This is a genomic window from Rickettsia parkeri, assembly GCF_051427245.1.
Lineage (GTDB): Bacteria > Pseudomonadota > Alphaproteobacteria > Rickettsiales > Rickettsiaceae > Rickettsia > Rickettsia rickettsii.
Genome location: NZ_CP195774.1, coordinates 873,826 through 891,902 on the forward strand (window position 1 = coordinate 873,826; position 18,077 = coordinate 891,902).

Here is an 18,077-nt window from a genome sequence, read left to right on the forward strand (position 1 = left end):
CAAAGTCAATCATTGATTTTTAACCTAAAACTTTTTATATTTAATTAAAAAATATTTCATATGAGTTCCTTAGTAAGACCAATCAATTTAGGTAAAATCAATCATTCACAAAGTACTGTTAAAGACTATATTTTACTTATGAAACCGCGTGTAATGTCGCTTGTGATTTTTACGGGTTTTGTAGGTATGTGGCTTGCTCCTTATTCCGTGCATCCTTTTATTGCTGGTATTGCAGTTGTTTGCATAGCGCTTGGGGCAGGTAGTGCAGGGGCAATTAATATGTGGTACGATAGAGACATCGATAGCTTAATGAAACGTACCCAAAAAAGACCGATAGTAAGAGGAGTTATAGAATCTGATGAAGCTTTATCTTTTGGTTTGATAACGGGATTTTTTGCAGTATTTTTTATGGCTTTATGTGTTAATCTACTTGCATCCTTTTTACTGCTATTCACTATTTTTTATTATATCTGTATTTATACTATTTGGTTAAAGCGTCGTTCTATACAAAATATCGTTATTGGCGGAGTATCGGGAGCATTACCTCCTGTGATAGGTTATGCAGCGGTAAGCAATACTATATCTCTAGAGTCGATTATATTATTTTTGATTATTTTTATTTGGACGCCGCCGCATTCATGGGCTCTTGCTTTATTCTGTAACGATGACTATAAAAACTGTAAAGTACCGATGATGCCTGCAGTAAAGGGGACTTTATATACTAAAAAACAAATTCTAATTTACAGTATTCTTTTATTTATTGTTTCGCTAATGCCTTTTTTTATTGGAATGAATAATTTTATATATTTAATAATTTCTGGTATCCTTGGGGTAGTATTTCTATATTATGCCGGTTCTTTATTCTATGACACCCCTGATAACAAACAAGCTAAACGATTTTTTGCCTATTCGATATTTTACTTGTTTTTTATATTTTTACTTTTGTACTCAACTAACACTATATCCACTATTAGCTGAGAGATAATAGTGTTGGGTTACTTTTATAGAAGCTAAAATTGAAACCCAACGTGAAGAAACATATCATAAGTGTATTTTCATGCAAGTGATTTTTTATTTATAACTGTAATTTTTAAATTTTATGCTTTTGTTTCATAATTTTGATAAGAAGAGTTAGAATATATATCGTATTTTATTCCATGGGCGCAACCTGTCATGCAACACACTCCATCGTTGGATAAAACTACTCTTAATACCGGCTTTATAACATACCGCCTTGCCTCCATATTTGCTTACTTTATTTTCCTGTATAATTTGGTTGCCAAATTAAAGCTTCACTCTCTAATCTATTTGAGGCAATATTTCTTTCATGCTGCTTATCGTTATGCGTTAAAAATATGCATTCCGCTTTTATAAACGGTTTATATTGGTTGTTTATGTATTGAGCTAAATCTTCAAATAACTTTGCATATTCGGTAAGCCAGCCTTCATAAGCAATAATAGGAGCAAAGTTTAGATGAACTTCGTAACCTGCTTCAATAAAAAATATTCACCGCTTTTATTCTCTCGATAATTGGACTCGTTTTTGGCTCTAATATCTCACGCATTCTTGTCGGTATCAAACTAAATCTAATCCTTATTTTGTTTTCAGGATTAAAATTAAGTAATTTAGGATTGACATATTTAGTAGCAAAAGTTGCTTTAGCACGTGGATCTTCTTTAAAGAAATTAAATATCTTTAACCAATTAGTGTGTTTCCAATGCAAACTTACATCGGTAGAACAACCTATATCATATGTCCAATATTTAGAATCTGTTTGATTGGAAATTTTAGTCGGTAAATTTGCTATATGTTTATCCAATACGTCAAGTATTTGATCTATATTTTCATTGATATATAATGTCTCATAGTTATGATGCATAACATAACAATAACTATTTCTGCAACCTCCGGTACAGCCATACATGAAGTTAGGCGTTATGTAATCAGCTGATCTTCCATTAGGACGTACGTGCAAAGTTTTCGTATTTTGTACTATTTTCTTAATCATACGATTTTAAATTAAAGTTTATTTAAACTACTTACTTAGCTTTACAAACTTCAGATTTATTTACTTACATTGAAATTGTGGTTATAAATTATTAATTACAAATATATCATAAGTTATGGAAAAACCAAGCTATCTAAATTGTGATAATAAAAGTTATAAATGGAAAAATGATATTGAGTATCGTAAATGCCCGGAAAGCTATAGAGTAGGTAAAGGGGAGCAAGGAGTATGCATTTGTCAACCATATAAAAATGAAATTTTGCCTTATTGGAAGTTTAAAACTTCTGAAATTGCTAAAGCAAGTAGTGAAAAAATATCTCGATCTTCATAACAAATATCCAATATCAAGAAGAAAAAGACAATCTACGAAGATTCGTTGAAACTGATCCTGAAGAACTTTCAAATTTTATTGAAACTTATGATAAAACTGAAAAATATAACAATAGAGAAGCTGAAATTTTTCATAGTTTAAGTTCTATTTTAATGGAAAAACAACAAGATAATGCGATTAAATCATTAAAGAAAGCTATTGAACGAGATCCAAGTAAAGCATACTATCACGAAGAGTTTTTTAATAAATTACATAAAATAAATCCGGAGGAAGCACTCGCTTCTATCAAAAGAGCTATAGGGTTAAATCCAAATAAAAAATCATTATATGAAGACCTTATTATTTTGTTGAAAAAGGCAAATTATGATGAAGAAGCAGCAAAAATTACTAAAGTAATTCAAGATTTCCCTAAAAACATACCTAATTTGGTATTAGATACTGAGGAAACAAAGGATTTGTATCCAATTAGGTTTGGCACAGGAATAACTGTATCAAAACGTGGGTATTTATGAGTTTTGCACTGTCATCTAGTTGCTTGCTAACTAAGTCTAGAAAAAATAACTTCAACATTGTTACTACACTATATTATATGTTTTGCTGGATGATGACATAGAGAGGAATAATAAGTCACACAACATCCGTGACGGTCACATTAAAACAGTTTTTTCAATCCTTTTTGTAGAAGCTTATTCACAGGATCTGCTTGTTGGTTTTCCTGCGGAGGGCTGTTTTGTTCCTCTGTATTTGTATCCTTTTTCTTTCTGAGACTCAAAGCATCTTTAATAATATTTTCAGGTTTCTTCTCTCCGCTTTTTAAGTCTTTAATAACGCTATTAAATACGTTTTTAACTAAATATGTTTGAAAGGCTTGAACGTCTAATTTATGCTGCGGATTATTTATGAATCCGTATAATTTAACGGCTATAGGCGGTAAATCCGCAATAGTAACGCTTGCACTAACATCCATCATATATTGTGGTAAGTTAATTTGACCGCTTGCATTTGTTGTGGCAGGTGAAGCATCTAAACTACATTCATTTAAATTAAGCTTGCCTTGCGTTATATTTCCTCTGGCAATTAAATTTTTGAAAGATGTGGATCCGCCACTAAAGGAGCTGTTAATAAGTCGCAATACTCCTTCGGTATTTTTAGCATTATTTACCGCATCTGCGATTCGGTTTAAATCAAATCCGCTTATTTCCCCGTTATCGCTATTTACGTTAAATTGTCCATTTAGATTATTAACATATGTATAAACGCTATTACCGCGAGAAGTAAGATCGGCTTTAAAGCTTAGTCGCCCATCAGTTATTTTTATTTTATCCGATTGCGGAGTGAAACTTTTGAGATAGGCATTTTTTAAATCGATTTTAATTGCAGCATTTTGATCTTTGGCTGAACTCACATAACCGGTGCTACTTAGTTCGCCACCGTAAATGCTTGCATTAACTGAAGTAATATTCAGCGTGCCGCCGGTGATATTTAATTTTGCTTTTAAATTATTTATGATTAATGAGTCGTTAGTTAATTTATCAATATTTGCGGATAATTGCCCTTCAATTTCATTTAAAAACCCTAAATTAATAGGATTATTTGACCAAGGAGAATTATTTTTAGCTGTAGGTATGTTTTGAGTAGCAGGACTATTAGTTTTATTTGGAGCAGGAGTAGGACTATTACTTGTAAGAATTTTATCCAAATTAACTAACGGACTATATAAGTTAAGATTAAAATTGGGCTTCTGAGTTTCTAAATTAATATCTCCTTTAATAGATATATTAGTATTAAAAGCGGATATTTTATTATTAATATGGAAAGTATCTTTAATTTTTTGCACTCCTCCGTTTAACTGCAATACTCCAATCTGACTTAAATTACTTACTCCCATAAGAGACATAAACGACTCAAAATTATTAATTTTTAGATTGTGCGAAATAGTTATATCTTGTGCTAAATTTTTAAGCTCAATATCTCCCGTTAGATTACTATTTGCAGCCGATAAATTAATATTTTGTAATTTTATTGCTTGAGAATTACTAATTACATTAGAAGTAAGTATAAGTTTTTGGTTAATAATAGGCGGTAATTTATCGGTCTTTAGTTTTAGAGCATCAAGTATAGGTTTTAAACTATCAGCTTGTAGCATAATATTTGTCTTATCTAAATTAGAGCTAATCTCGGTTATAATGTTACCGGGATTGATAATAATATTTGATTTCAGGTTATTACGCTCTATATCATAATTTGCATTTGCTAGTAATTCTATATTTGGATAATTAAGTCTAGCATCTTTAATAGCTATATTTTTACTATCGGCAGTAATTGCCGTAGTGAGTTCGTAGTCATTTTGTAAATCAGCAGGCATACCTAAAGTTTTAGTATTACCTTTAATATTTGCGTTACCTATGAACGAATTATTTTCGCTATCAAATTTTCCTTCGATTTTAATTTTTTCACCGGCAAGATTAATATTGGCACTTAACGGAATTATTTTACCGATTTCTTCAATATTGCCGTCTATATTAATTTGTTGTTCCAAAGCCTTTAAAGCTAAAGTCAAATCTATAGGACCTTTAAGGCTTTTAATTTTAGTCTCTAAGTTAATATCGTTAAATATTTTCTCACTGTTTTTTTCTATATATATTACTTTGCCGTCTATAAGTTTAAAATGACTAATCAAAATAGGAAGTGCTAATTCAGTTTTAGTATCGGTAGATTCTACAGAGCTAAGTTCATTTGTTTTGGATGCATTATTAGGTGTAGAAAATTGCCAATTTTTTTGTCCATTACTTAAAACTTCTAGATTTATAATCGGTTTTTGCAGTTTTATAGAAGCTACTTCAATTGCTCCTCTAAAAAGAGGAAAAAGTCGCAATGACGCTTTAGCACCTTCAACGGAAACTAGATGAGGTTCTTTTGTACCGTTTATTGATGATAATTTAATTTCTGATAGTGATATTGCGGGATTCGGTAGTAAAGATAATTTTATGTCGCCGTTAATAGTTAAATCTCTATTTGTAGCCTCTTTAACTTTATCTATTACTATTCCTTTATAATTATTTAAAGGAATAAAGAAAGGAATAACAATTAATAATAATATTATACTTATAAATATAATAAGTGAGTATTTTAAAGTTTTAGGCATAGAGCTTAACCTTCTATTTATATACATAATATTAATTATAGTATTTAAGGATTAATTGTCAATTTTATATAATTTACTCAATTAAGGATTAAAATAATTATATTCTATGTCATTCCCACGAGGCGTTGTTGCGTGGGACCGGTAAAACCCACTGTGTCACCCCGTGGCTTGACCACGGGGGCCATAAAAACAATAAATACTAATAAATTTAGTATTTTTAACTGGATCCCGTGGTCACGCCACGGGATGAGACAGAGGTGAATAAGAATCGTAGGGTACTATAAAGAAATTGAAAACTACGGTAATTATTCAAGCTTCTCTTTGATAATTTAAAATCACATAATCTTTAGTTATAATAGGAAAAAATTCTTTATTGAAAGGTAATAATTCGGTTGTTTGATCTGAAAATTCTATTTCAATTATGTCACCGGCACCAAAGTTAAGAATATTTTTAATTTTGCCTATTTCTTTATGATCTTGGTTTAATACCGGTAAATGAGTTAAATCTGCTATATAAAATTCATCTTCTTCTAGTTCCGGTAAACTTGCTCTTAAGCAAAATATTTTATAACCTTTTAAATTTTCAGCTTCATTTCGAGTAGCTATATCATTAAATGTACAAATTAATTCTCCTTTGGCATTTTGGCTAATTAGCTTAATATGTATATTTGCTCCTGACTCATTTACTAAATTTCTTTCAAGTATTTTTGTAGCAGGGTCGGTAAAAGATTTTAACATTACATGACCTTTAATTCCATGACATGATTTTATTACACCGACTAAAATTAAATTTTCTAAAGAATTCATTAATTTGTCTTTAAATTTTGATAGTTATATATAATAATATATTTAAAAACTTTTTTACAGACATGATAAAAAAAATAGCTGCCTGCGTCATAATTTGTTTTTCATTATTGTTATTTATAATGTTTGGTGCATTATCGTTTGTTAACTATAATTCGGTTACTAATAATTTTACCAGTCATTTAGGAATTGCGAAAGAAAATATCGGAAAAATAAAGATGAATAAATTTCCTTTGTCCTATTTAGTTATTGAGACGATAAGAGAAGAAGGAAAGTTAGATTTAGAGCAGATTAAAATTCATTTTTCGTTGTGGTCGCTTATAAAATTTAATCCTAAAATTAATAAAATAGATATATTAGATGCTAAATTTTATTCACATTCTAATGTATTAAATATTTATAATCATGAAGAGTTAATAAAGAATTTCTTTAAATATAAATTACAAAATATAAATCTAAATGTTACTAATCTAAGTATTATTAATAAACAAGATTATTCTATTTTAAATTTTAATAATTGTATATTAAAAAAAGAAAATGCTTTATCGTCTAATTACATATTTAAAACTACAAGTAACTATATAGGTAAAATTTCAGGTTCAATTAATAAACGTGACGATATAGTAGATTTTAGTCTTAATATTGATAATAATGATTATGGTTTTAAGTTATCGCAAATGTACAAAGATTCTAAGCTTACTAGCGGTAGTGGTGAATATCAGATTAAAAATTTAGCATCGGTAATGTATAATATATTACCGGATTTAAACCATCTTTTTAATAAATTTAATCAACATGAGGCAGTAAACGTTAAATTTAATATTTCAAATAATGAAGATGAAATAGAACTAAAAGACATAGTAATAGCATCATCTTTTATTATTGGTCATGGATTTGTTAACATTGCTAAAAATGATAATATTACTACTAGTGTAAAACTGGATTTTCCTAAAATAGATTTAAGTTCGTTAATTTCTCCAAATGCAGAGGTAACATTTAATACTTCTTCTTCAAATAGTAGATTTATTTTTGCCAATAAATTACTTAAAGCAGACGTGGCAATTAACGAAATAATTTTAAGTAATAATGAAGAACTAAAAAAAATAGTCTTTTCTTCTAACTTATTAAATGGTACTTTAAAGATAAATGAATTTTCAGGTAATATTAAATCAGGTGGAGAATTTAAGCTTACAGGTAATGTAACACAGAATGCCGTTAGAAGTATGTTCGATGGACAGCTATATTTAAAGCACAACGATATAAATTCGTTACTGAATATTTTAGGATTTAACGACGTTACTATTAAAGAAGCTATTCCTTTTAGCTTGTCATCGGATTTAAAACTCACTTTAATAGATTTATTTTTTAAAAATTTATTACTCAAAACAGATAATTTAAATTTATCAGGAAATTTTTCTAGTAAATTTATTGCTCAAACACCTCGTTTAGACGCTACGCTTAATATATCTTCGCTTGATTTAAGCAGTAGAACGTATCCAATAATTTCGCCGCTTATCGAATTTACAAAAAATTTAACTAAAGATATGAAAGCTCTAGATTATCCAAGTAAATTCATCCCTATTAGAACAATAGGATATTTAGCTAATTTAGATATTCTGATAGATAGCGTTAAGTATAACGATCATGTATTTGACAAAATGAATTTGCTTGCTAAAATCGTACCAGCTAATATAAAAATTAGTAATTTAGATTTTAAAACTGCTAACAGCTATTTATCAACTAGCTGGAACTTAGATGCATCGAGTGTATTACCGTCTTTGACCGTAGAAATTAAGGACGGTAATCTTACTACTGATTTATTATCACCGGCAGGAATGCTTAATTTAAGAAATAAATTAATAAATGATTATAGTTTAGATAAAGCTACCTTACAAGTTTCCGGTACATTGTCGACATTATTACAAAATGATTTAATATTGAAAAATGTTAAATTTTATGTAGCAAATAATAATAATTTATTACAATTTAATAATATTGAAGCAGAATTATTAGGTGGTAAGTTTCAAGGTAACGGCAATATTTTATTAGAACCTTATGCTATAAATTTCGTATATGCTTTAAATACAATAGATTTAAACAAAGTTTCAGCTCTTATGCCTAAAATATTTACTGTAAGTGGCGGAAAAATAAGTATAAGCGGTAGTTTAGGAACTAACGGTAACACTCTTCAAAGCCAGCTATATAACCTTACTACAAAATCACAATTTGCTATAAACAATATAGATGTTAATAATTTTGCAATTGATGCTTTTATAGAAAAAATTGATACAGCTGATTATAAGGTACAAAATTTAGATAAAGATATAAATAGTGCTATAACCACAGGACAAGAAAATATTAGAGGTATAAGCGGTGATATTGAACTACAAAAAGGTATTGCCCTTTTAAAGAAAGTAAAATTTGCAACACAATATAGTAGCGGTGCGGCCTCTTTTGCAGTTAATATATATAATTTTGATATGGATGCATCTAGTATTTTATCATTTTACGTGCCGGCAAGGCTTGTTAAGTTAAATACCTCAAATACAAGTTCTGATAAAGATAGCTTGGCACATCTTAATATAAAAATGCAAGGGAGTATTTTTGCTCCTAAGAAAACTTTTGATAGTAGTGAGCTAAAAAAATTACTTATGCCCCAAACAACTGAAGACACAATTACTACAGATAACCATTAAAAAATAAAAATAAATGACTAATACTAAAACTTTAGAAGCAAATATTAGCTTTGAAGAAGCTTTAAAAGAGCTTGAGGAAATTGTTAAAAAAATAGATAACGGACAAGAGAGTCTAGAGACGGCAGTTAATAGCTTTGAAAGAGGTATTTTACTTAAGAATCATTGTGAGAAAAAACTAAAAGAAGCTCGGTTAAAAATTGAAAAAATTACTAAACTTGCTGATTCTACAGTGGTCTTAGAAGAGATGGAAGTGTAGTGTTGACATCAAGCATACATTGTACTAATATCATAAGATGACAAAGAAATGTAATTATAGCTTTTCTGCTGAAAAAAATTATAAGTTAATAAGTGAGCGCAAGGTAAGTTTTGAAGAAATAATATAAGTTATAGAAAGTAATTGTTTATTGGATATAATAGAACATCCAAATCCTAATAAATACTCAGAGCAAAAAATGTATATAGTTAAATTTAATGAATACGCCTATTTAGTGCCTTTTATTAGTGAAGTTGATGGAACAGTTTTTTTAAATACTATTATTCCACGTCACAAAGCTACTCAGAAATATCTAAAAATAGGAAAAAGTAATGAGAAATAAAGAGAATATATCAAATATAATACTAGATGCTGAAGAAAACGCATTGCTGGAGTCTTTTGAAAATGATGAATGGTAAAGAATTAAAAATTTTGAACAAGAGAAACATATATCACAAGTGGCAGCAGCTAATTATTTAAAAAAAGATACTCGAATAAATATTCGTATTTCTAGTAGTGATTTAATGAGAATAAAACAAAAAGCTGCTTATGAGGGATTACCTTATCAAATCTTATTTCTAGTATATTACATAAATATTCAGCAGGACATGGTTAATAATACCTATGTAATCATATAATTGACTTTATCTATACCGTTCCTAATATTGTTTTATTCATCATAATAAATATTGTTTTGATGAGTTTTTGTGCGGGATGTTTATATTTAACAAAATACATTATTCCTAATAATTTTCAAAAAGAAGAGCTTGGAAGTCTTGGCGGGTTTTTATCGGGTGTAGTCGGTAGTATGTATGCGGTATCAACCGGTTTGGTATTAATTTATTTACTCGGTAATTTTAATAAAGCACAAGAAGGGGTGGCAGCAGAATCTATAGTGTTGATGAGGCTTGCAGATAGTGTAGGTTGGCTTCCTCATGAAATGAGGCCTACAATTTATCTAGATATTAAAAATTATACCAAAGGTGTAATGCGGCGTGAATGGCAATTAATGAAAGACGGCAAGCAAATCGGTCATGAAGCTCTTAGTTTCCTCCAAGATATTAATAAGAGACTACAAGCTTATAAAGCAAGTGAGCAAATGCAGCTATTGACTAAGCAGGAAATCATTGAGGAGATAAAAGAGCTTTATACAGTAAGGTATAACAGGATTAAAATGTCCTATTTTTCCTTAAATATTCAATATTGGATAGTTGTATGTATAATGACTGCTATTAATTTAATTTTTGTCTGTATGTTTGGCACCAAGCTTATTTACATAAGATTTCGGTTGGTTTAGTTTGTATCACTTCATCATCAATGCTTTTGTTATTATTTATATTAGACAAACCTTTTCGAGGTCCTTTTGCCGTAAATCAATATGACCTTATTAAGGCTGTACATTATATTGAGAGATTAAATTAGTGATATCTGTAACAACATAACGCCATAATTTATCCGTGCCTTTAGTAATACCTATACGAGCAGTAGTAGAGTAGGGTAGCTTTAAGCCGATATCGCCGACAAAAAATTCGTTGTTATTTATAAGATCGCATTTATTATGAGAAATATTAATTCCTAAATATTTGCATAATTTACCCGGACCGTTGAGGTATAGATTTTCAGGCGAAATAACATGTACGCCTCTTATTAAGGTTGCAGCAGGGAAGCCTTTAGCTTCGGTTACGAAATTTAAACAATAATACATTCCGTAAATTAAATAGACATAGCTAAAGCCTGCAGGACCAAACATTATATCCGTTCTTTTTGTCCGCCCTCTTGCTGCATGGCAAGCAGGATCATTCTGCCCTATATAGCTTTCAGTTTCAGTAATGATAGCTGTTTTACCTTGGAAATAAAGAGCTTTACCGATTAACTCAGTGCTTACTACATTAGTATCTCTTGCAAAAAATTCACGAGGTACAGGAATTAGTTTATTCATGTTTTTGAAAAAAAATATTTAAATTCTTATTCCATTTTATAGGAGTGAAGTTAGTAATTTCATATTCAGCTATATTATTTATATAAAAAGGATCTTATCTTAATATATCTTTAAGTTGACTTAGTTTTTCTATATTAGCTAAAATAATACCGCCAATTCTTGGATGTATAGGACCTAATAAAATGTCCTTTATCATAACATGTATCTAAACATTTTCTATGTTTCGTAATAAATTTTTCAACAGAAGAAAGATCTAAGCCTAAGGTATATTTAAGGTTTACAATAAACATAATTTATATTTTTTTATTAAGTGGTTTAGAATTTTTTATAGAGATTGGAACGGTATCATATCCACCGTCGCAAAACGGTTGACATTTGATGATTCTTTTAAAGGTAAACCACAAGCCTTTTATGCTGCCGTGCATTGATATAGCTTCTTTGGCATATTCAGAACAAGTGGGGTGAAACCGGCAATTATTGCCAAGTAGTGGAGAAATGAAATATTGATAAAATCCAAGTAATAATAATAAGATTCTAGTCATTTTGAAGCTTGTCTATTATTTCCCCCATTTTTTCTTGAGTTAGATCTTCATAATAATCGTCATTAATCTGTACGACCGGAGCGTTAACGCATGCTCCCAAACATTCTATCTCGCTTAAAGTAAATTGTTGATCTTCAGTAGTTTCTTTGAGTTGTACACTTAATTTCTTTTCGCAAATTTTCATTATATCATCACTACCACGCAGCCAGCAAGGAGTAGTAGTACATACTTGGATATGATATTTACCAACTCGCTTTAAGTTAAACATAGTATAAAATGTTGCAACCTCATAAGCCCGTATATAAGGCATTGCTAACATATTTGCGACATATTCGATAGCAGGAACAGGTAGCCAGCCGCCGTTTTGACGTTGTGCTAGATCAAGCAGCGGAAGTATTGCACTTCTTTTTCCATGCGGTGGATATTTTTTTATAATCTCTTCTGCTAGATTTAAATTTTTCTTATCAAATGTAAAATTTGTAATTTTTGTATTCATATATTTTTAGTACGGTATAGTTTTATGTCATTTCTGCGCAAGCAGGAATCCGTAGAACTATTTAATTAAATCTTTCCATTCAGGATTAGTTTTTTCTATCAGTTCTATTTTCCAACTATGTTGCCATTTTTTCAAGTTTTTTTCTTGTAAGTGCTTTTTGAATATCAGTAAATTCTTCTGTATAAACAAGTTTTATAATATTATATTTTGAGGTAAAACCTTTATTATTTTTTGTTTATGTTCATAAGCACGACTTATTATATTATTAGTAATACCAATATATAAAGTACCATGCTTATTAGAGCATAATATATATACCCAATACATTTTTTGCTTTTTAAATGTATTGTTTTATTTTATGGATCCTGTTTTCGCAGGAATGACAGAGTAACGCAAGTACAAGCCCGCGGCATGACAAATATATTACCTATCTATCTCACCAAATACTATATCAAGCGTTGCAATAATAGTAATAACATCTGCCATTAAATGACCTTTAGACATAAAATCTAGTCCTTGCAAATGAGCAAAGCCGGGTGCTTTAATACGACATCTATAAGGTCTATTACCTCCTTGCGAGTATAAATATACACCAAATTCGCCTTTAGGGGCTTCTACGGCTTTATAGGTCTCGCCGGCTGGGACGTCATATCCTTCCGTATAGAGCTTAAAATGATGAATCATTGCTTCCATAGATTCTTTCATTTTGGCTCTTGTCGGTGGTGTTAATTTAGGATCATCGGTTTTAATTGCACCTTTCGGCATTTTTTCTATACATTGCTTGATTATCTTGATTGATTCGTACATTTCAAGCATACGAACGAAATATCTGTCGTAACAATCACCGTTTTTGCCGATTGGTACTTTAAAGTCCATTTCATCGTAAACGTCATAAGGGTTTGATTTGCGTAAATCCCAAGCTATACCCGAACCTCTAAGCATTGGTCCTGAAAACCCCCAGTCCATTGCCTCTTTTTGAGACGCAACGCCGATATCTACTAAACGTTGTTTCCATAATCTATTTTCATTTAGTAGACTTTCAATATCGTGAAGTTTAGGAGGAAACTGTTCTATAAACTTATCTATATCCTCAAGTAAACCTTCGGGTAAGTCTGCTGCAACCCCGCCCGGTCTAAAGTAGTTTGAATGCATACGAGAGCCGGAAACATGCTCGTAAAATTCCATGATCTTTTCTCGCTCTTCAAAGAGCCATAATAAAGGAGTAGTAGCACCGATATCTAAAGCTTGGCTGCCAATATTCAAAGTATGGTTCAAAATTCTTGTTAGCTCTGAGAATAGTACCCTGATAAACTGAGCTCTTCGTGGGACTTCGCATTCTAATAACGACTCAACAGCTAAAGCAAATGCATGTTCCTGACACATCGGTGAAACATAATCAAGACGATCAAAATATGGTATAGCCTGCAAATATGTTTTATGCTCAATAAGCTTTTCCGTACCACGATGAAGTAACCCAATATGAGGGGCGGCATTATTTACTACTTCCCCGTCCATCTCAAGGATTAACCTTAAAACTCCGTGAGTTGCCGGATGCTGTGGACCAAGGTTTAGAGTTATAGTTTTGGTGTTGTTAGTCATAGTATTTTTCCTACTGTCACCTAGTTCGCTTGACCACGGGGTCCAGTCTTTTGTATTTTTTCTGGATCCCGCGATCAAGTCACAGGATGACATTCATTTTATTTCTGGATTCCTGCTTTCGCAGGAATGACATCGGTTGCCTTCTCATCACCTGGCAATACATAACTCGGGCTATGCCAGTGCGAACTAAAATCAAACTCACGATATTCTATGTCTAAGTCGACCGGTTCATAAGCTACTTTCTTTAGCTTCTCATCATATTTAACTTGTGTATAGCCTGTTAACGGGAAATCTTTACGTAATGGATGCCCCTCAAATTCGTAATCGGTTAGTATGCGTCTTTTATCGTCATTACCCTCGAAATTTACCCCGTACATATCATAAACTTCACGCTCATACCAACAAGCGGCACTAAATATATTCATTGCTGAAGGTATAGTTTCTTTTTCAGATATATATACTTTTATTATAAGACGCTTATTTAATTTTAAGCTTAATAAATTATATACTACTTCAAACCTTTTATAGTCAATTGATTTGGACTCGCCTACATTGTCGCTCGTCGTTCTCCTATTAGTTATAGGCTTCGCGCCTTGCTCCTTGTGGCCAAGCCCAACTGAATTGACTACGTTATTCTGAGGAAAATCAGCCCCAAATAAATCAGTAAGTAAAGTGAAGCGTAATTCTTCCGATTCTTTTAAAGCTTTTAAAAACGGCAATAAAAAATTCGGCTCGATTTTATAAGCTAGGTAATCTTTAACCGTGATCGGAGTTATTAAAATGCTAGATTTAGCTGCAAGTCTTTCAATGAGTTTGTCTAGCGTCATACTTAAAACCTGTAGTGCGTTTAATTTTTTTCTGTAACTGCATCAGCCCGTAAATTAATGCTTCGGCGGTAGGAGGGCAGCCAGGGACATATACGTCAACCGGTACGATTCTATCACAGCCACGCACTACCGAATAGGAAAAGTGGTAATAGCCGCCGCCATTGGCACAGCTACCCATTGAAAGCACCCATTTAGGTTCAGCCATCTGATCATATACTTTACGTAGAGCTGGTGCCATTTTGTTAGTAAGCGTTCCTGCAACTATCATAAGGTCGGACTGTCTTGGACTTGGTCTAAATAACATACCGAAGCGATCCATATCATATCTACTTGCTGCTGCCTGCATCATCTCAACAGCACAACAAGCAAGCCCAAAAGTCATAGGCCATAAGGAATTAGCTCTCGCCCAGCCTATAACGTCATCAACTTTAGTGAGTAAGAATCCTCTATTAGAAAGCTCATTACTTAATAATTCGTCTTCTTGATAAAAATTATTTTTCATATTACTACCAGTCTAAAGCTCCTTTCTTCCATTCATATATGAACCCGATAATAAGTACGAATAAGAAAAACATCATTGAGAAAAAGCCTATTTTACCTATCGTATTAAGACTAATAGCCCAAGGCACTAAAAATGCAATTTCAAGATCAAAGATAATAAATAAAATAGCAACTAAGTAAAAACATATGTCAAATTTTGATCTTGCATCGCTAAAAGGCTCAAAACCGCACTCATAAGGTTCTAGCTTATCTTTATTATATTTTTTTGTCGATAATAGGTTAGGTAGAATCATTATTAAACCGGAAACCAATACCGCAATACCAAAAAATATAGCAATCGGTAGATATTCTTGTAAAAGTTCTGAGTTTTGTAGCATATGTTTTTTATTATATTGTTCCGTCATTGCGAGAAGAATTGCACAGTAATGCGACGAAGCAATCTCAGGATATTTGATGAGATTGCCACGCAGCCTACGGCTGCTTGCAATGACGTAGATTTAATGACACTTAACTCTATATTTACCTCAAATAACATCAATTATCAATGACAATATCAGGTTTAACTAGTAGCTTCATTAAAACTAGTACCCAAATACCGCTTGATATCCACCATATTTGCCAAATATTATATGAAATCATGCCGATAATATAGTAATTTATAAAACATGCATAGGAAATTGCCTTGAAATTTTTATTTTCGAGATTACTAATTTGTTTGAGATATTTATAAACTAAGCATAAAAATAATATTAAACCTATTATACCGAGTTCAAGAGTAATTTGTAATATATTATTATGAGGATGAAGCGGCAAAGGATGCCATTTTTCTCCGTTGTAATTGATCATTTCACTATCACCAGCTTTGATATATTTAGAAGAAGCTAAGCCATAGCCTAAAATCGGCTTTTCAATGATTTTGTTTGCGACGAAATGCCAAATAAATAAACGATGAGCAGCGGAAGGTTGTGTAGCTAAATATTTTTCAGATAAATCTTGTGGTTCTATTTGTTTAGCTATCACAGGAAATAGTAACGAGCCGGTAATTAAACTTATTGCGATTAATTTGAAAAATATCGGCTTCATAAATCTTGTTAAAATAAATATTACTCCTCCTATACCGAAGCCTAAAAAACTTGCTAAACTATCGGAAATACTTAGTAAATAAAGTACTAATATATATAGCATTAAGGTATGTCGTTTTTTACCGTTAGAAAGTAAAATTATAATCGCTACCCAAGCGGTAATTGAAAGTAAAGCACAACCACGATCTAGCATATATAAGCCAAAACTAGTTTTGAATATTCTTGTTAAAAATCCATTAGAAGAATATTCGATGAAGAATAATAATATTGCTGTGAGAATTCCGAATATTAAGGCTTTTTTAAGTTGTAAGCGATTTTGAAAAGGAGCAGAATTACTAACTGCAAAGCCAAGAAATAAGAGTATAAAAACTTGAGTAAAAGTAGCTAAGCTATTAATAAGATGAATTGCGAATAAACAAGATATAAAGCACCAAGCGGTGAATAACATTGTTATCCCGTGAGCTTGTAGTGGGATCCAGTCTTTTTTTATTTTTTGGATATCGTGGTCAAGCCACGGTATGACATTGTTACTGGATTGCCACACTCCTTTCAGTCGCTCGCAATGACGATTAATACCTCGCAGGAATGATATAAGCAAAAAAATTGTAACAGTAGCTGCAGCGGATAAGCCCGCCAGCATCCCAAGGCTTGGAATTAAAAATATTAAACTTGAAATTAAATATTGCATCTAAAAACAATCTTTAGCAAAAATTTCGTAGATTGGGTGTTCAAACGTTGAAAGTGAAATGCTTGAAGAAATCATCCATCCTTGAAAGAGTAAATTAGGATCTTCGTCTATTTTATATTCCGTTATGGTCATCAACAAATAATTATCTTCATTATATGGATCAAGGTTTTTTATACATTTGTGCAATTTGATTTTTATATTACCGAAATATTTTTCTTCCCCGACTTTAAAATCTATCTCTTCAGAAGTAGCAGTAATGTTATTTAGAGCAATAATTTTGCCATTTGTATAATTTTTAAACTCAGAACTATCATTAATATTATCGTTTGGATTTAAAATAGGATGATTTTCATCAAGAGGGATAAATACGTCATCTTCAATATCTTCGGTTGTAGTAACCGACTCTAAATTTTCTGCGAATATGGGAAAATTAATGCATATAGTAATGATAAAAATAATTTTTAGTAATTTCATAGATAAATATATTATTTTTCAAAATTATATACTATAGGGGATTAATGGCAATGATAATTTATGATAAGATTTTAAGGTCATTGCAAGCGATTTCAAGGAGCGTGGCAATCTCAGGAATTTTGCCTGAGATTGCTTAGTCAAAACTTACAATTTTTCCTCGCAATGACGATGTAGGTACAATATGCTCCACTCTAAAGAACTCTTACAAGAATATCTACCGATTATTTAAATGCCGTGCAAAGCGGTGATATTAATCGTTTAATAATTAATATACCGCCAAGGAGCTTACTACAATCTATTTGTGTTAGCGTTGCTTGGCCTGCTTATTTATTGGGGGTTAATCCTACCAAAAGGATTATGGTTGCCAGCTATTCTCAAATACTTAGCATTAAACACTCACTAGATTGTCAGTTCATTTTAAATTCTGATTGGTATAAAGAACTTTTCCCAAGTACTATCCTTAGTAAACCCCATAATCAAAAAAGTAAGTTTTTAACGACAGCTAGTGGCTTTAGATTTGCAACATCGGTTGGAGGATCGGCAACAGGTGAGGGTGGTGATATCTTAATTATCGATGATCCTCATAACCCCACGCAAATTCATTCTTATAAAATACGTAAGAAAGTTTATAGATTGGTTTGAGCAAACTTTTGTTAGCAGACTAAATAATCGTAATAAGGGAGCGATAGTT

Annotated in this window: 20 protein-coding genes and 2 pseudogenes; 9 read left to right on the forward strand and 13 right to left on the reverse strand. The window is 31.3% G+C overall.

The genetic code is table 11. The features are described from left to right. The first annotated feature begins 60 nt into the window (after positions 1-60). The gene (gene cyoE / locus ACSFFC_RS04985) at positions 61-978 is read left to right on the forward strand and encodes a heme o synthase (protein WP_010977112.1); all 918 of its coding nucleotides are present in this window, start codon (positions 61-63) and stop codon (positions 976-978) included. Positions 979-1,493: 515 nt separating this feature from the next. On the opposite strand, the gene ACSFFC_RS04990 is transcribed toward cyoE, so the two are convergent. Next, positions 1,494-2,009 carry a spore photoproduct lyase family protein gene (locus tag ACSFFC_RS04990; protein WP_410526326.1) on the reverse strand — a complete coding sequence of 172 codons (516 nt, stop codon included), beginning with the start codon at positions 2,007-2,009 and terminating at the stop codon, positions 1,494-1,496. A gap of 115 nt (positions 2,010-2,124) precedes the next feature. Between ACSFFC_RS04990 and ACSFFC_RS04995 the strand changes: the two genes are divergently transcribed. Together ACSFFC_RS04995 and ACSFFC_RS05000 are read left to right on the forward strand one after the other, a co-directional pair. Then, a complete protein-coding gene (locus ACSFFC_RS04995; protein WP_014410589.1) occupies positions 2,125-2,340 on the forward strand; it encodes a DUF4385 family protein in 216 nt (71 codons plus the stop codon). 152 nt (positions 2,341-2,492) lie between these two features. Then, positions 2,493-2,852, forward strand: a complete 360-nt coding sequence (locus ACSFFC_RS05000) for a hypothetical protein (RefSeq protein ID WP_014410590.1) — start codon at positions 2,493-2,495, stop codon at positions 2,850-2,852. A 140-nt stretch (positions 2,853-2,992) separates the two neighbouring features. On the opposite strand, the gene ACSFFC_RS05005 is transcribed toward ACSFFC_RS05000, so the two are convergent. Further along, entirely contained in the window at positions 2,993-5,485 is a 2,493-nt protein-coding gene (locus ACSFFC_RS05005; protein ID WP_014410591.1) for an AsmA family protein, read from the reverse strand. 309 nt (positions 5,486-5,794) lie between these two features. Next, the gene (gene rimM / locus ACSFFC_RS05010) at positions 5,795-6,292 is read right to left on the reverse strand and encodes a ribosome maturation factor RimM (protein ID WP_012719604.1); all 498 of its coding nucleotides are present in this window, start codon (positions 6,290-6,292) and stop codon (positions 5,795-5,797) included. Positions 6,293-6,354: 62 nt separating this feature from the next. Between rimM and ACSFFC_RS05015 the strand changes: the two genes are divergently transcribed. From ACSFFC_RS05015 to ACSFFC_RS05035, 5 genes and pseudogenes are all read left to right on the forward strand, one after another. Then, the gene (locus ACSFFC_RS05015) at positions 6,355-8,985 is read left to right on the forward strand and encodes an AsmA-like C-terminal region-containing protein (protein ID WP_041472277.1); all 2,631 of its coding nucleotides are present in this window, start codon (positions 6,355-6,357) and stop codon (positions 8,983-8,985) included. A gap of 13 nt (positions 8,986-8,998) precedes the next feature. After that, positions 8,999-9,241, forward strand: a complete 243-nt coding sequence (locus ACSFFC_RS05020) for an exodeoxyribonuclease VII small subunit (RefSeq protein WP_004996011.1) — start codon at positions 8,999-9,001, stop codon at positions 9,239-9,241. 148 nt (positions 9,242-9,389) lie between these two features. Then, on the forward strand, positions 9,390-9,581 hold the full coding sequence (locus ACSFFC_RS05025) for a hypothetical protein (RefSeq protein ID WP_041472200.1): 192 nt from the start codon (positions 9,390-9,392) through the stop codon (positions 9,579-9,581). Between the two features lie 115 nt (positions 9,582-9,696). Continuing rightward, positions 9,697-9,876, forward strand: coding sequence for a hypothetical protein (locus ACSFFC_RS05030; RefSeq protein WP_231282985.1), 180 nt, complete (start codon positions 9,697-9,699; stop codon positions 9,874-9,876). Between the two features lie 59 nt (positions 9,877-9,935). After that, a pseudogene (locus ACSFFC_RS05035) lies at positions 9,936-10,660 on the forward strand (bestrophin-like domain). Here ACSFFC_RS05035 and ACSFFC_RS05040 read toward each other — a convergent pair. From ACSFFC_RS05040 to ACSFFC_RS05085, 10 genes and pseudogenes are all read right to left on the reverse strand, one after another. After that, positions 10,626-11,177, reverse strand: a complete 552-nt coding sequence (locus tag ACSFFC_RS05040; RefSeq protein ID WP_012719608.1) for a DNA-3-methyladenine glycosylase — start codon at positions 11,175-11,177, stop codon at positions 10,626-10,628. The pseudogene ACSFFC_RS05035 and the gene ACSFFC_RS05040 overlap by 35 nt on opposite strands. A gap of 293 nt (positions 11,178-11,470) precedes the next feature. Then, a complete protein-coding gene (gene yidD / locus ACSFFC_RS05045; protein ID WP_014410595.1) occupies positions 11,471-11,719 on the reverse strand; it encodes a membrane protein insertion efficiency factor YidD in 249 nt (82 codons plus the stop codon). Beyond that, positions 11,712-12,215 (reverse strand): NADH-quinone oxidoreductase subunit NuoE, encoded by a 504-nt coding sequence (gene nuoE / locus ACSFFC_RS05050; protein WP_014410596.1) that lies wholly within the window; start codon positions 12,213-12,215, stop codon positions 11,712-11,714. Before nuoE ends, yidD begins: the two co-directional genes overlap by 8 nt. A 57-nt stretch (positions 12,216-12,272) precedes the next feature. Beyond that, positions 12,273-12,542: pseudogene (locus tag ACSFFC_RS05055) on the reverse strand (GIY-YIG nuclease family protein). Between the two features lie 96 nt (positions 12,543-12,638). Next, complete coding sequence (nuoD, locus tag ACSFFC_RS05060; protein WP_014410597.1) at positions 12,639-13,814, reverse strand: NADH dehydrogenase (quinone) subunit D; 1,176 nt, start codon at positions 13,812-13,814, stop codon at positions 12,639-12,641. A gap of 98 nt (positions 13,815-13,912) precedes the next feature. Beyond that, positions 13,913-14,641, reverse strand: a complete 729-nt coding sequence (locus ACSFFC_RS05065; protein WP_014410598.1) for an NADH-quinone oxidoreductase subunit C — start codon at positions 14,639-14,641, stop codon at positions 13,913-13,915. Continuing rightward, positions 14,619-15,143: a NuoB/complex I 20 kDa subunit family protein gene (locus tag ACSFFC_RS05070; RefSeq protein ID WP_004995988.1), complete on the reverse strand. Its 525-nt coding sequence runs from the start codon at positions 15,141-15,143 to the stop codon at positions 14,619-14,621. Before ACSFFC_RS05070 ends, ACSFFC_RS05065 begins: the two co-directional genes overlap by 23 nt. A 4-nt stretch (positions 15,144-15,147) precedes the next feature. Then, positions 15,148-15,519 (reverse strand): NADH-quinone oxidoreductase subunit A, encoded by a 372-nt coding sequence (locus tag ACSFFC_RS05075; RefSeq protein ID WP_012737002.1) that lies wholly within the window; start codon positions 15,517-15,519, stop codon positions 15,148-15,150. Between the two features lie 157 nt (positions 15,520-15,676). Beyond that, positions 15,677-16,912 (reverse strand): O-antigen ligase family protein, encoded by a 1,236-nt coding sequence (locus ACSFFC_RS05080; protein ID WP_014410599.1) that lies wholly within the window; start codon positions 16,910-16,912, stop codon positions 15,677-15,679. Next, entirely contained in the window at positions 16,913-17,386 is a 474-nt protein-coding gene (locus ACSFFC_RS05085; RefSeq protein ID WP_014410600.1) for a DUF2155 domain-containing protein, read from the reverse strand. A 234-nt stretch (positions 17,387-17,620) separates the two neighbouring features. Between ACSFFC_RS05085 and ACSFFC_RS05090 the strand changes: the two genes are divergently transcribed. Beyond that, positions 17,621-18,028, forward strand: a complete 408-nt coding sequence (locus ACSFFC_RS05090; RefSeq protein WP_231282986.1) for a hypothetical protein — start codon at positions 17,621-17,623, stop codon at positions 18,026-18,028. The last annotated feature ends 49 nt before the right edge of the window (positions 18,029-18,077 follow it).

Bases quoted from the DNA above. Each gene is read 5' to 3' on its own strand.
- ACSFFC_RS04995 (WP_014410589.1), top strand. From the start codon at position 2,125: ATGGAAAAACCAAGCTATCTAAATTGTGATAATAAAAGTTATAAATGG.
- ACSFFC_RS05085 (WP_014410600.1), bottom strand. From the start codon at position 17,386: ATGAAATTACTAAAAATTATTTTTATCATTACTATATGCATTAATTTT.
- ACSFFC_RS05065 (WP_014410598.1), bottom strand. From the start codon at position 14,641: ATGACGCTAGACAAACTCATTGAAAGACTTGCAGCTAAATCTAGCATT.
- ACSFFC_RS05070 (WP_004995988.1), bottom strand. From the start codon at position 15,143: ATGAAAAATAATTTTTATCAAGAAGACGAATTATTAAGTAATGAGCTT.
- ACSFFC_RS05080 (WP_014410599.1), bottom strand. From the start codon at position 16,912: ATGCAATATTTAATTTCAAGTTTAATATTTTTAATTCCAAGCCTTGGG.
- nuoE (WP_014410596.1), bottom strand. From the start codon at position 12,215: ATGAATACAAAAATTACAAATTTTACATTTGATAAGAAAAATTTAAAT.
- ACSFFC_RS05015 (WP_041472277.1), top strand. From the start codon at position 6,355: ATGATAAAAAAAATAGCTGCCTGCGTCATAATTTGTTTTTCATTATTG.
- nuoD (WP_014410597.1), bottom strand. From the start codon at position 13,814: ATGACTAACAACACCAAAACTATAACTCTAAACCTTGGTCCACAGCAT.
- yidD (WP_014410595.1), bottom strand. From the start codon at position 11,719: ATGACTAGAATCTTATTATTATTACTTGGATTTTATCAATATTTCATT.
- ACSFFC_RS05075 (WP_012737002.1), bottom strand. From the start codon at position 15,519: ATGCTACAAAACTCAGAACTTTTACAAGAATATCTACCGATTGCTATA.
- cyoE (WP_010977112.1), top strand. From the start codon at position 61: ATGAGTTCCTTAGTAAGACCAATCAATTTAGGTAAAATCAATCATTCA.
- ACSFFC_RS05020 (WP_004996011.1), top strand. From the start codon at position 8,999: ATGACTAATACTAAAACTTTAGAAGCAAATATTAGCTTTGAAGAAGCT.
- rimM (WP_012719604.1), bottom strand. From the start codon at position 6,292: ATGAATTCTTTAGAAAATTTAATTTTAGTCGGTGTAATAAAATCATGT.
- ACSFFC_RS04990 (WP_410526326.1), bottom strand. From the start codon at position 2,009: ATGATTAAGAAAATAGTACAAAATACGAAAACTTTGCACGTACGTCCT.
- ACSFFC_RS05040 (WP_012719608.1), bottom strand. From the start codon at position 11,177: ATGAATAAACTAATTCCTGTACCTCGTGAATTTTTTGCAAGAGATACT.
- ACSFFC_RS05005 (WP_014410591.1), bottom strand. From the start codon at position 5,485: ATGCCTAAAACTTTAAAATACTCACTTATTATATTTATAAGTATAATA.
- ACSFFC_RS05000 (WP_014410590.1), top strand. From the start codon at position 2,493: ATGGAAAAACAACAAGATAATGCGATTAAATCATTAAAGAAAGCTATT.